General features: G+C 37.3%; 13 protein-coding genes. 5 read left to right on the forward strand and 8 right to left on the reverse strand.

All coding sequences use genetic code 11. The features are described 5' to 3' along the window. Positions 1 to 5: 5 nt before the first annotated feature. The 6 genes from IEX29_RS00700 to IEX29_RS00725 form a co-directional block, all read right to left on the reverse strand. Positions 6 to 890 carry an ROK family protein gene (locus IEX29_RS00700; protein ID WP_188732604.1) on the reverse strand — a complete coding sequence of 295 codons (885 nt, stop codon included), beginning with the start codon at positions 888 to 890 and terminating at the stop codon, positions 6 to 8. Continuing rightward, positions 887 to 1555, reverse strand: a complete 669-nt coding sequence (locus IEX29_RS00705; RefSeq protein ID WP_188732605.1) for an N-acetylmannosamine-6-phosphate 2-epimerase — start codon at positions 1553 to 1555, stop codon at positions 887 to 889. Before IEX29_RS00705 ends, IEX29_RS00700 begins: the two co-directional genes overlap by 4 nt. A 91-nt stretch (positions 1556 to 1646) precedes the next feature. Beyond that, the gene (locus IEX29_RS00710; RefSeq protein ID WP_188732606.1) at positions 1647 to 2303 is read right to left on the reverse strand and encodes an HAD family hydrolase; all 657 of its coding nucleotides are present in this window, start codon (positions 2301 to 2303) and stop codon (positions 1647 to 1649) included. Between the two features lie 63 nt (positions 2304 to 2366). After that, on the reverse strand, positions 2367 to 2918 hold the full coding sequence (locus tag IEX29_RS00715; RefSeq protein ID WP_188732607.1) for a GNAT family N-acetyltransferase: 552 nt from the start codon (positions 2916 to 2918) through the stop codon (positions 2367 to 2369). Positions 2919 to 2950: 32 nt separating this feature from the next. After that, positions 2951 to 3841, reverse strand: a complete 891-nt coding sequence (locus IEX29_RS00720) for a MurR/RpiR family transcriptional regulator (RefSeq protein WP_188732608.1) — start codon at positions 3839 to 3841, stop codon at positions 2951 to 2953. A 340-nt stretch (positions 3842 to 4181) separates the two neighbouring features. Continuing rightward, positions 4182 to 5078, reverse strand: a complete 897-nt coding sequence (locus tag IEX29_RS00725; protein WP_188732609.1) for an AEC family transporter — start codon at positions 5076 to 5078, stop codon at positions 4182 to 4184. A 179-nt stretch (positions 5079 to 5257) separates the two neighbouring features. Here IEX29_RS00725 and IEX29_RS26480 point away from each other — a divergent pair, with 179 nt between their 5' ends. Together IEX29_RS26480 and IEX29_RS00730 are read left to right on the forward strand one after the other, a co-directional pair. Further along, on the forward strand, positions 5258 to 5416 hold the full coding sequence (locus IEX29_RS26480) for a hypothetical protein (RefSeq protein ID WP_229720033.1): 159 nt from the start codon (positions 5258 to 5260) through the stop codon (positions 5414 to 5416). Positions 5417 to 5620: 204 nt separating this feature from the next. Further along, on the forward strand, positions 5621 to 6493 hold the full coding sequence (locus IEX29_RS00730) for a CvfB family protein (protein WP_188732610.1): 873 nt from the start codon (positions 5621 to 5623) through the stop codon (positions 6491 to 6493). A gap of 443 nt (positions 6494 to 6936) precedes the next feature. Here IEX29_RS00730 and IEX29_RS00735 read toward each other — a convergent pair whose 3' ends face one another. Together IEX29_RS00735 and IEX29_RS00740 are read right to left on the reverse strand one after the other, a co-directional pair. Then, entirely contained in the window at positions 6937 to 7221 is a 285-nt protein-coding gene (locus tag IEX29_RS00735) for a hypothetical protein (RefSeq protein WP_188732611.1), read from the reverse strand. A gap of 191 nt (positions 7222 to 7412) precedes the next feature. Continuing rightward, on the reverse strand, positions 7413 to 9281 hold the full coding sequence (locus IEX29_RS00740; RefSeq protein WP_188732612.1) for a GTP-binding protein: 1869 nt from the start codon (positions 9279 to 9281) through the stop codon (positions 7413 to 7415). Positions 9282 to 9926: 645 nt separating this feature from the next. Here IEX29_RS00740 and IEX29_RS00745 point away from each other — a divergent pair. From IEX29_RS00745 to IEX29_RS00755, 3 genes are all read left to right on the forward strand, one after another. Then, positions 9927 to 10553 carry a DUF5694 domain-containing protein gene (locus IEX29_RS00745; protein ID WP_229720034.1) on the forward strand — a complete coding sequence of 209 codons (627 nt, stop codon included), beginning with the start codon at positions 9927 to 9929 and terminating at the stop codon, positions 10551 to 10553. A 164-nt stretch (positions 10554 to 10717) separates the two neighbouring features. Then, complete coding sequence (locus IEX29_RS00750) at positions 10718 to 12415, forward strand: M3 family oligoendopeptidase (RefSeq protein ID WP_188732614.1); 1698 nt, start codon at positions 10718 to 10720, stop codon at positions 12413 to 12415. A 128-nt stretch (positions 12416 to 12543) separates the two neighbouring features. After that, on the forward strand, positions 12544 to 13329 hold the full coding sequence (locus IEX29_RS00755) for a Cof-type HAD-IIB family hydrolase (RefSeq protein WP_188732615.1): 786 nt from the start codon (positions 12544 to 12546) through the stop codon (positions 13327 to 13329). The last annotated feature ends 49 nt before the right edge of the window (positions 13330 to 13378 follow it).

A 13378-nucleotide genomic window follows, 5' to 3' on the forward strand; every position in this document is an offset into this window, starting at 1 on the left:
TCCTTTTACAGTGCCAGGCTTGCTGCACCTATTATCATGGCATTTCCGCCAAGTGATGATAATTCAATCTTTACATCCTTATTGATTTTATTTACATTGCTTTGAACCTGTTCACGGATATCTGTGAGAAACGGTGACAACGAGCCAGATACTCCGCCTCCCAGAATGATTTTTTCCGGGTTAAACATATTTGTCAGCGTTGTCAATCCAATTGCTACATTTTCTACATACTGATTAATTATAAATATAGCGCTTTCATTACCAGCTAAAGCTTCTCTAAAAATGTTCTGTCCTTTCTTCACCTCCTTAAAAGCTTCAGCATATATTTCCTCTAACGCTGTGCCGGAAGCATATGCCTCAAAGCAGCCCTTATTTCCGCAAGGACATTCCCTCCCATTCGGGTAAAGGACCATGTGTCCAACCTCTCCCGCAGCTCCAGAATGGCCGCGCTGCAGTTTACCATCTGCTATAATTGCTCCTCCAATCCCTGTTCCTATCGCTACACAAAGAAAATTATTTATGCCCTTCCCTGCGCCAAAGAACTGCTCTCCCAATCCCATTGCCTGTACATCATTAACAACCGCAACTTGCTGTCCTGTTGCTTTTTCAAGCCATGTTTGAATCGGAAGACCCTCCCAATCGCTGAATGTATCTGTCGCTGAAAGCACTGTGCCGGCAAGTCCAATCTGTCCAGCTGATCCAACACCAATACCTGTCGTATTTTCGTCATAGAAGGAAGGTAACTTTTTTACAATCGATTGAAGGATTTCCTCTCCTTTTTCATGTTTAAGGGTGGTAAATTCCTCCTTTTTTAAAACCAATCCATCCTCTTGAACCAATCCCATCGCTATCTTAGTGCCGCCAATATCAATTCCTATTGCATTTCTCATTTTCCTTTCAGCCTTTCTGCAAATTTTCTGGTAATTAATTGCGGTCTTGTAATTGCTCCTCCAACGACAACAAATGCTGCACCAATATCAAGGGCCTTTTTTGCTTTTTCCGGGGAATCAACATTTCCTTCAGCTATTACAGGCACCTTCAATGTATTTACTAGACTTTCCATTAACTCAAAATCCGGTCTGGGCCTCTCTTTTGTATTCTCTGTATATCCAGATAGCGTAGTCCCTACCATATCGCAACCCAGGGCTTCTGCCTGTACACCCTCTTGAAGTGTTGCTACATCTGCCATCACCAGCTTATTTAGATCCTTTTTTATATACGCAATTAATTGTGGCAATTCTTCTACCCTTGTGCCATTTCTGGCATCAATAGCTATGATATCGGCTCCAGCCTCTGCAATTAGTTTTGCATCTGCTTGTGTTGTCGTAATAAAAGCCTGAAAGCCTGGATATTCCTTTTTTAAAATACCGATAACCGGTAAATCAACCTTCTTCTTAATTGCCTTAATGTCATCCGGCCCATTCGCCCGAATACCTGCAGCTCCGCCTTCTTTTGCAGCCAGAGCCATCGAAGCCATATGAGATGAGCCATGCATCGGCTCACCCTCTAAAGCCTGGCAGGATACCACTAATCCGCCTTCTAATTCTTTTAACATTTTTTCCACCTGACCTTCTATTCATTTGTACACCATACGTATTTAAAATTCATAACACAGAAGCAAAACTCTCCTTTAAAGACGTTTCGTTTTATCTGTTCAATGTTTTTAAAATTTCATGCAGGGGCATATCTGTCATCGAATTTAGTTTTAAATGATAATTTTCAAAAGGTAATGCAGCAGTAACCGGGTTTGGAATAATAACAGTCGGGAGATCTACTTCCTGTGCAGCAATTAAACCATTTAAAGAATCTTCAAAAACTACTGCTTCCCGAGCCTCTAAATCTAACTTTTCAAGTGTTTTTAAAAAGATATCCGGTGCCGGCTTCACTCTTTCTACCATGTCCTGGGTGACCAGAAAATCAAAATAAGAAAGCAAATTTAAATTCGTTAAATGTGTGGTTGCCCATTCCGTTGTTGAGCTCGTTGCCAGAGCAACTGTCAAACCTTCATCCTTTGCATCCTTCAGATAATCTGTCACGCCTTCTCTAGCTTTTGCATCACGTACAAATTGACTGTGCAGTTTTCTGGCCTCATCACGGATAGACTGTACATTCAGCTGGCTGTTCAATTTATTCTGTAAATATGAAAAAAGAATCGTATCATCTGATCCAACACATTTCACAAATTCCCCAAGCGGTAAATCAAATTGAAATTGACTCCGGAGAACCTCTTTATAAGCATCAAACCAAGCAGTTTCAGTATCCAGAATCAACCCGTCAAAATCAAAAATAGCTGCCTTAATCATTTTCTTCCTCCTCTAAATACATGTTCAAATCGATTAATGTCTTTTTTGAATATCTCTTTCACTTCATGTTAAAATTTTTCGTTTCAGCGTCTGCTCCATTAATCTCCAGCCTTCCTCACAGGCTGGTTCCGTAAGATACGGCTCAAATCCAAAATTTAAATACATATTAATAGCCTGAAAGCTTGTAGTCTGTGTGGTGAGATATGCCTTCAAATGGTATTCAGCTAAGGTGTTCATTGCTGCAGTCATTAAAGGCTTGGCAAGCTTTCTACCTTGATATGCCGGAGTAACGCCTACCCAATGAATTCTGCCTGTTATTTCTTCATTACCATTTAATTCACCGTACCAGGCAGTAGTTGTTGCGATTTTTTCTCCGGTTTCCGTTTCAATAAACAGGCAGCGCTTCGTCATTTCTTCTGTAAACGGACTAAATTCCTTCTTGAAATGCTCTAATGCTGCGGCTTCATTTTTAAACTCTTCTACACTTGTTTCAATTTTTGCCCAATGAGATTCATCCCCTCTTTCATAGAACCGGATGCGATATCCTTCAGGCAGCATGAATTGAGGAATATCTGATAAATTATTTTTTACCATGGCCAGCGGGATATATTTCATTTTTTACAGCTCCTTTCTCCGTACATTCTATATTAATAAGCTTTATCAGCTACTGCCTTTGCAGTCGCCTCTTTAAACTGAAGTGCTTTATCTTTTAATTGGCCCGCAACTCCATTACATAGCATATCAATCACAAATAATTGTGCAATCTTTGCAGACATTGATCCACCCTGAAGTGCTGTTTCTCTTCCGCCAGTCAACAGAACGACATCTGATATCTTTGTAATTGGCGATCGCGTAAAATGTGTAATAGATAAAATTTTAGCTCCATTCTCCTTGGCAATTTTTAAAGCATCAACTGTATCCTTTGTGCTACCGCTTACAGAAATACCTACAGCCAGATCTTCCTCTGTCAAGGTTGTTGCAGACATCGCCTGCATGTGCGAATCAATAAATGCTTCTGTAGAACGCCCAATCCGTATAAATTTATCTCTGGCATCCGCTGCTGTATTTCCTGATACACCAACTCCATAAAAGACGATTCGCTTACTTGAAATAATGTAATGGATCGCTTTTTCTAATTCATTTGTATCTATAATACTTGCTGTTTCTTTTAGAGCCTGCACATTATTAGCCAGTGCTTTTTGAACAATAGAATGCATTTCATCTGTTTCATTAAAACCTTCTTTTTTTGTTTCATCAAATACATCAGGAGTAGATTTTGCCACTTCTTTTGTAACAGCCATTTTAAAAGACTGATATCCTTTAAACCCCATTTTTCTGCAGAAACGCAGTACAGTTGTTTCTCCTACCCCAATACGCTCTGCTAATTCTGTTACAGTCATATATATCGTTGATTCCATATTCGCCTGCACAAAATCTGATACTTTTTTTTCCGATTTCGTAAATGTATTCTGATAGCTCGATATTTTAGCTATAAATTGAACCTCATCATGAAATTCTTTCAGTTTGTTCAATTTCATCTTCTCTCCCTTCTTCGATATCTTCAAAATGATACAATACTGATGAAATATATCTAATCTGCTGTTCCCTTGCATATATAGTATATCGAAATTCATACAAAGAGAAAAATGAATTTATATGTTATGGTAGGTTATAAAATTATTATAACAACAAAAATGAATATTTCCACTATTTTTTAAAATTAAAATGGACATTTCCTCTTTTTCTAATTTTCACTCCTTAATTTCTATTTAATTAAATGCCTTCAATCGATAAAAAAATGGCGTCTGTCTGGTTCAATTATAGCCAGCCAAACGCTCATTTATATATACAACCAAACCCTTCTAGCTTTTTCTGCTGCTACGTAATAATATTCAATAATACCGTAATTGTAACTACACTGACCACTGTTGAAATAAACGTAATTGTGGATACCAGCTCCGGTTCTGTATCAAATTCAATGGCATACATCGTTGTAGTTGCCGCTGGCGGCATGGCAGAAATGATAATTAAAACAGTTCCAATCAAAGGGTTCATCGGAACGAGCCACACAAAGATGGTTGTCAATATGGGTGCAGCAATCATTTTCAAGGTAACAGAAGAAAGAACAATCTGCCAATCTATTTTTAATGCTGTTAACGAGCCCAATTGCATACCGAGCATAACCATCATCACAGGGATAGCTGCATTTCCGACCATTTCTAATGTAGAATGAATATAGTCTGGTATTGTAATCGACTGCATTGAAAAGAAAAATGCTAAAATCGCTGCATAAGTTGTCGGCATTTTTATTATATTTTCCAATGCTCTCCGCATTCCACTGGTACTCCTGGAAGCATAATAAATACCAAAGAAATTATTCTGCAATGCTTGAATTACCATGATAAAAATCGCATATGGCAGCGCAGCATTTCCGACACTATACAATACAACAGGCAGACCATAGTTTCCAGAGTTCATAAAGCCTGTAGAAAGGATGGCAGCACTCTCTTTATTTCCATCCCAGCCAAAAATTTTCCCCAGCATTTTATTTATAAATACCATCACATAAAATAATAGGAACATAAAAATTACAATCACTAAAAATCCTGAATCGAATTCCGCATCATATAATGTCACAAAAACAAGTGCAGGTGAAAGAATATACAGGCAAACAGCAGACACCGACCGCACATCTAACACGCGAATACGCTGCAGAATGAATCCAGCTGCAAATACAGCCATAATCGGTAAAATAACTTCAATAAATAATAACATATGTATCTCTCCACGCTTTTTTCAATTAATTCAAGTCTACCATATCCGGTCAACCGTATTTTGTCATTCAATTGCCTAAAAAACCATTTTTAATACAAAAAGTTGACAAACCGGCCAAAAACGTACATAATAAGAAAGTTAATAAGTAACAGCTGTGATTTGGCATTCTGCAATGCTTTTTGAAAATGCTTATTCACACTGGCGCGGCTAAGGGGCCGCAAGGATGCAGCAGAAGGTTTGGGGCTGCATTGCTTAAGTTAGAAAAGATTATTTTAGAATTTTACCGCGGACAATTCCGTAAGCGTTATACGGATCAGATGGTCAGCATATCTGGCTGATCAATTTAAAATAAGCTAATAAATTAGAAGAGAATTTATATATTCTCAATTAAATATTATGTTTAAAGAGGGACATTAGCCGAAACTTTTTAAACTCATATTAAATTTAATTTTGATATCACGTGTTACTTTAATCATAAAGGGGTACTCTTTTAAGAGAGTATCCCTTTTCTAAATTACAAATGTACTGAAAGGAGTATTTATATGCCGACAGATTTACCAATTGGTTCAATCATCGCAATGACTGTGTTACGAAAAATAGATACTGGATATGTTTTATCTGCCTACGGAGAAGAAGTTCTCCTGCATCATAATGAAACAGAGTCAGCTTTAGAAGTGGAACAGTCTGTGGATGTTTTCCTCTATTTAAATAAAAAAGGACAAGTAAATGCCACTACATATTTACCATCCGTTACGCTTGGATTATATGATTGGGCGGAGGTTGTAGGTGTTGTCCCCCGTTTGGGTGTTTTCGTCAACATTGGCACCTCAAAGGATATCCTTGTCTCCAAAGATTCCCTTCCTTTATTCCAAGAGAGCTGGCCACGCTCCGGCGATCGCCTGTATATTACCTTGCAGCTGGATAAAAAAGACCGTTTATTAGGAGTTCCTGCTTCTGAAAATATTATTGCTTCGAATGTCTTTGAAGCGCCTGAACAGCTGAATCAGCAAACCGTGATCGGCACGATTTATTATACAAATAAAGAAGGTGCAGCCTTAATCACGAGTGAAGGCTATCGCGGTTTTATCCATCGTACTGAGAGAAAAGAAGAGCCCCGTGTCGGGCAGGTGGTTGAAGGAAGAGTGATTGCTGTAAAAGAAGATGGTTCCATTAATGTGACACTGCGCCCATTAAAGCAGGATAGCTTATCCGATGATGCCGATGTCATTTTAAAGCATCTGGAAGCAAACAACGGCGTTATCCCTTTTCATGATAAAAGTGACCCCGAAGAAATCTGGGCAACCTTTCAAATCAGTAAATCCGCCTTCAAACGCGCTGTAGGAACTTTATTAAAGCAGGGACAAATAAAACAGGAAAATGAACAAATTGTTAAAATGAATACTCCCGCCACTTAATTTCTATTGAAATTTGAAGTGAGGGTTTCTGGGGTGTCGACTTTCAAGATGACGATTAACCGCCAGTGGAGTTGACACGTCGGTGTGCTAAAAACACCCAACCCCGCTATCCCATTGGCCCTGCCTTTGGGACTACTTTTCAGCCTATATGAGTTTCACACGTTTGTGTACCTTGGCTTACATGTTTGGCTTGAACATTTTACATGGCAAAGCAACGATTCTCGCCACAACCTGCTATGTTCAGTTTTCAATGAGCGTCTTTCAACAAAATTACACCATACGAACTTAAGTTCGTAAACATAATAAACGATTCACTTCCCACCTACTCATTGGGTTTCACCCTGCACATTCCTTGAGGTTGGGAATCCTCTCGCCCAATTAAAATAGATTGGTATTATCATAAAAAAAGCAATGTCTGCATTTCTCCACAGACATTGCTTTTTTTATGCTTCTACATTTTTGTAAGAGTCCATAACTGCTGAAATAATTAATCCGATTGCACCTGCAAATATACAAGCGATTCCAATTCCACCAAATCCTGCTCCTGCAAAATCGACTTTCGGTGCGATTGATGCTACAAGAATCAATAAAATTCCCACCAATGCCAAGAATACGTTTGGATAGTAGCCAGCATGGGATTCTTTAGAAGTCATTTTAACTAGAAAAATACTGATAAGTGCTGTAATCGCTGTTAAAATAGCTCCGAATGTGATGACTGTTTCTACCATTTCTTCACCCCGCCATTATTTAATTACACTACTTTCAGTTTACAATTGAACTTTAGGAAAGTCAATATACACTACAGCCGTACGTTATTAAAGCGTAAACTTTTTATTTTCCATATGAGTAAAAAAGAAGTACCCATGTTTACGAAGTACTTCTTTTCTATTAAAGCATCTTACTACTGTGCATTTGCTGCTTACAATTTTTTATGCTCTTTTAACAGCAGTGCTTTCATTTGATCCACTTCATCCTGTTGATATACGGATTTTTCCATCGTTGCCCGATATCCGCTTACTTGATATCTTAAATATCCTTTTCCACTAAATAATTCATCTATATGGCTTTCTAATTTTAAAAAGTTGGACTGATTCATTTCCCCTTTAATAACGGATTCATCTTTTAATTCTTTAATGTCTTGAATTTCGGCATCTTCCCGTCCTATTTCACTAACCGCTTTTCCCAAAAATATTGTTGGAATAAACAATTCAAAAGAAATATTAGGTTCCATTATAGTGGTGCCAACCTCCAGTAAAGCTTTATAGAGAACATAAGGAGCTAATTTCCGGAAATCAGATGGTGTGCTTACAGGGCTGTAGAATAAAGCATCTTCCAATGTAATATCTATATCGATTAAAGCCCGGCCATATAATCCTTTCTTTATTCCCTGGTTAATTCCTTGTTCAATTGCCCGCTGAAAAGCTTGTTTTAGATAACCTGTAGTTACTAAACTTTTATACCGTACACCTAAGCCTTCATTTTCCTCCACTTTCAGCATGATTTCCGCCCAATATGAATTAATGGGCTCCTCTATTTCTATTCGTGCCCTCCCCATTTTTTTCACTTTTTCCTTATATAATACTTGTGGTAAGGATAGAGACAATGTTTTAAATGGATATATTTGTCTTAAGGTATCTTCAATGAATTCTTGTTGAACCTTGCCATAGGTCATCATACTGATTTCATTTGTTGTTGATTCAATTTGCAAATTTAATAACGGATCTTCTAAACAAAGGTTACTTAACTGGTTTAATAAAATAAAACGCTCGTGCTCTTCAATATGAAAAGTTGTTTTTAAAGTCGGCAGCTGAATTGGAATCGTCTTTTCTTCCAAGGTATTTATAAAATCTCCAATTTCAAGGTCCTCTACATCGGGCAGCATAAAAATGTCTCCGCTATTTACCTTTGGTGCCTCCACAAATTGGTTGTCCTTTAAACACAATAAGTTACTAATTTTTAATTTCGTCTCTGCGTTTATTTTTACATACTCTCCCCGGCACAGCTCTCCAGAAAGTAAATTCAGATAAGTTTGTTTCCGCCCCTTAACAAATTCTATTTTATAGACAGTAGCAGACTGTACATCACTTGTTTCATCCATCACAGCAGATGTCTCACCGAGAAAGTCGAGTAACTCTCTTACCCCCAAATCGTTAATGGCAGATCCTTTAAAAACGGGATATTTGCTGCGCTCAAGAAATTGATACCTTAACGTTTCTGCTATCTTACCCGTTTTTATTTTCTGATCAGCAAGATATTGCGCCAACAAAGATTCACTGTTCTCAATGATTCTTTCTTTCGTTTCTGTTTCTTCCATTTTGTCCATTTCTACCAGCTGATCAGAAAGCTTTTCAGACATCTCTTTTATTATTTTTTTAGAATTCGCTGTTAATAAATCTACTTTATTCACAAATATAACTGTTGGAATACCGGCTTCAGTCAATACATCAAATATTCGTCTTGTTTGAGGCTGTAATACATCATTACCCGATACCAAAAGAATAGCAATATCAACAACGGATAAAGAACGAATGACTTCTCCAAAAAATTCAATATGCCCCGGCATATCTAAGATATTAATTTTTGTACCTTGCCAATCTACAGAAATAGAATTAGTCTTAATGGTAATCCCGCGCTCTTTTTCTATATCTAATGCGTCGGTCAGCATATTTTCCTTTTTAATACTTCCTTTTTGATAATCCGGATGTGCCAGACTATATATTGATTCCGTTAAAGATGTCTTCCCAGCGTCAACATGGGCGACAATTCCAACATTAATAATTTTTTTCATAAAAAAAAGACTTCTATGGTTTTGCCAAAAAAACACTCTTGTCATACCATAGAAGTCTTTGATCAGTCCTTCATTAGAGAGTTCAAGAGTATTTCTATAAAAGCACACCAAATAAACATTAAAATCCATGTTTTTTTAGTTTACTTATAAAGAAATACCTCGCCGCATACTGATCACTCGCTTTTCATTGATAAATCAACTTTACCGAATTTTTCTTCATCTGTCAATCCTTCATGGTGACAATGAAAGCTCATCGCAGACTTTACTGTGTATAAAAAAATATACTTTCCACTCCATAAAGTTATTTTATATTTTTTTAATAATCGTTCATATCATTTCTTTGCGTAATGTGAAACAATGGAAGTAGAATATACAAGTAATAGGCAGCCTAAAGTCTCTATAGCTAAAAAATATCCAAGTTGTGAGATGCTGAAATGTCCCAAAATTTCGATTAATGAATCAGAAACATTCTAGTTTGTAAATGCAAGATTTTCTAAGGGTTTTTCAATTAACTAATGAAGCAGGTGATAAAATGAATACAAAGAAACCGACCATTTTAATATTAGGAACCTTTCATATGGGAGAACCTCCGATTTAGTAAAAACAAAAACGGATAACCTCCTTTCTGACCACAGACAAGCGGAAATGAAGGAAGTGGTTAAGCAAATAGCTGCTTTCAAACCGACCAAACTGGCTTTAGAAGTAGAGAAAAAGAATGAAGAGATTATCAATAAAAACTATCAAAATTATCTTTCCGGCTTCTTTAACCTGAAATTAAATGAAATTTATCAGCTCGGATTTCGAATTGCCAAAGAAATGCAGCATAAAGCAGTTTACTGCATTGACTGGATGGAAAAAGGTGCCGCTACGAAATCAATAGATGAAGTCTATCATTGGACAAAAGAAAATCAGCCGGTATTATTTAAAGATATATTCGGCTATATCGAAGACGAAGAAAATAATCGGCAGACGAAATACGAAACTATTTTAGAAATGTATCAACACGTAAATAATAAAGAATTTGTAAAAGAGCTGCACCGATCTAATCTTCATATTGCTAGAATCAAGCAATTAACAGATTATATTGGAATGGAATGGCTGATATGGTGGTATCAAAGAAACCTGATTTTATTTTCAAATTTGGAAAGTTTGGCGACCTCTGCAGATGACCGTATTTTATTTATCGTCGGAAGTGCGCATGTTGAAATTCTTAATAACTTTATAGAAGAAAGCGGACTGTTTGAGATAGAATTTGCTCAACAATATTTATAAAGCAAACAACTCTGCTATCTTATTTTCTGACTGAGTATATATTTTAATCTGTTCCATCAGTCTATCTCTTTTCCATCTAAAAAAAGCATACATTTTTTCCAAATAGAGGTATAATTAAAAAGATATGTTTTATTTCTTCAATATAAATAGAAGGAGGAGTACAAATGCAAACGTTCGCAAATTATACTTATGAACGACCGAATATTCCGAAAGTAAAAGAGGGTTTTTATCAAAGGCTGGAGCAGTTCCAAAATGCCGCTTCTCTCGATGCAGCGATTGATGCTATTGATGAACTTAATGCTATTAGAAATCATCTCTCAACTATGTATAATCTTGGGTTTATTCGTGCTTCCATTGATACACGCAATGAATTTTATCACAACGAAAGAGATTTTTTTGATGAACATTTACCGGAAATTCAGGAATTAGATACAGCTTTTTATAAAGAGCTCCTGAAGTCTTCTTTTGAACCGCAGCTCCGGGACAAGTATGGTTCACAATTATTCGACCTGGCGGAATGCCAAATAAAGGCTTTCTCAAAAGAAATCATTCCTTTGCTGCAGGCAGAAAATAAGCTGACATCTGATTACTCAAAATTGATTGCATCTGCTGACATTAACTTCAGAGGGGAATCGTACACACTTGCACAGCTTGGACCTTTTTCAGAGGATCCAGACCGTGAAACTCGTAAAGAAGCGCTGGAGGCCCGTCAAAGCTTCTTCGCTGAGAATAAAGAAAAGCTGGATTCCATCTATGATAATTTAGTAAAAACACGCCAGCAAATAGCTGAGAAGCTGGGCTATAAAAATTTTGTCGAGGTTGGCTACCTCCGCATGCAGCGTATTGATTATAATGCTGAAATGGTTGAGCGCTTCCGCAAGCAGGTAGAAGAGGTCATTGTACCAATTGCAACAAAGCTTTATGAAAAACAGGCGAAGCGAATTGGTGTAGACTCTCTGAAATTCTATGATGAGTCCTTTGCTTTTTCCTCTGGCAATGCTACTCCAAAAGGCACACCAGAATGGATTATTGAAAATGGAAAGAAAATGTATGATGAATTATCGGAGGAAACAAGCGAATTCTTCCAGTATATGCTGGATCGTGAGCTGCTTGATTTAGAAGCAAAAAAAGGAAAAGAAAGCGGCGGCTATTGCACCTATATTGAAGACTATCAATCTCCATTTATTTTCTCTAATTTCAATGGAACATCCGGAGATATTGATGTGTTGACTCATGAGGCAGGGCATGCCTTTCAGGTTTATTCCAGCCGCAATTTTTCTGTACCGGAGTATTACTTCCCAACAAGTGAATCTGCAGAAATTCACTCCATGAGCATGGAATTCTTTGCGTATCCGTGGATGGAAAATTTCTTTAAAGAGAAAGTAGAAAAGTATAAATATACACATATATCTGATGCTATTCAATTTCTGCCATACGGTGTTGCTGTAGATGAGTTTCAGCATCTGGTTTACGAAAATCCTGACTGGACACCAGAAGAACGTAATCAGGCTTGGCGTAATCTAGAAAAGAAATATCTGCCGCATCGGGATTATGATGGCATTGAAAGCTTAGAATCGGGAGCCTTCTGGCAAAAGCAGGGACATATCTATGAGGATCCATTCTATTATATTGACTACACGCTCGCACAGGTTTGTGCATTTCAATTCCTGAAGAAATCACAGGAAAATCGTGGGAAAGCTTGGCAGGACTATATCGACCTATGTAAATTAGGTGGTTCAAAGCCATTTTTAGAGCTTGTTCAATCTGCTAATCTGAAATCTCCATTTGAAGAAGGAACAGTAGAAGCAGCTGTTTCCTTCATTGAAGATTGGCTTGATAATATTGATGATCAAAAGCTGTAATAATGAATATGGTGAGATGCTGATAAAAATCGGCATCTCATTTTTATTCGTACTGACGGCTGCCTACTAGGCATTCCTTTAACAATATGATAAAATAATCATAGTTTTAAGTTGAAAAGGAGATTACAATGACCTATCGAGCACTATTTTTAGATATTGATGGAACTATTTTGCAGCCGGACCATACCTATGCACCGTCCACCCTGGAAGCAATTCAGCAAGTAAAAGAAGCAGGGATGGAAGTTTTTTTATGTACAGGCAGACCATTCGTTGATATTCAAAATTTAACCGTTGATTTTGGAATCACATCCTCTGTTACCTATAACGGTGCCTATGCCCTTTACCAGGGAGATGTTATTTTTAACGCACCAATGAATAAGGAAGATGTGGAAAAAATGGTATCTGTTGCCGGCCAGAGTGAAAGCGAGCTTGTTCTCTACACGACAGAAAATAATTACTTTACTTCATTAACTAGTCCACATGTTGAGAGTTTTAATAGAGTCTTCCAGCTGTATCAAAATAAACTATTTACTTCAGAGGTTGCTGATAAAATTATCTCTGCCTCCGCAATTAATGTTTCAAAGGATCAGGTAAAAGACTTTGAAGTTACAGATGATTTTCATCTGACCAAAGTAAATGTAGAGCATGCCAGTGAGTCTTATGATGTGCTGCGCACCTCTGTCAATAAAGGAGTAGCTATTGCACAAATGCTGAACCATCTGGATATCTCACCTTCTGAAGCAGTTGCTTTTGGAGACGGGATGAATGACAGGGAAATGCTCAAATTTGTCGGCACTGGTATTGCCATGGGAAATGCAGATCCAAGACTAGTTGAATACGCAGATTTTCAAACAACGCCTGTCACAGATTCAGGTATTTTTAATGGTTTGAAAAAACTGGGTCTGGTGAAATAAAAGACATTCAGGTAAAATAAAAATATGAACGAATTACCAGAACTATCAC

Source organism: Oceanobacillus neutriphilus (genome assembly GCF_014645515.1).
GTDB lineage: Bacteria > Bacillota > Bacilli > Bacillales > Amphibacillaceae > Oceanobacillus > Oceanobacillus neutriphilus.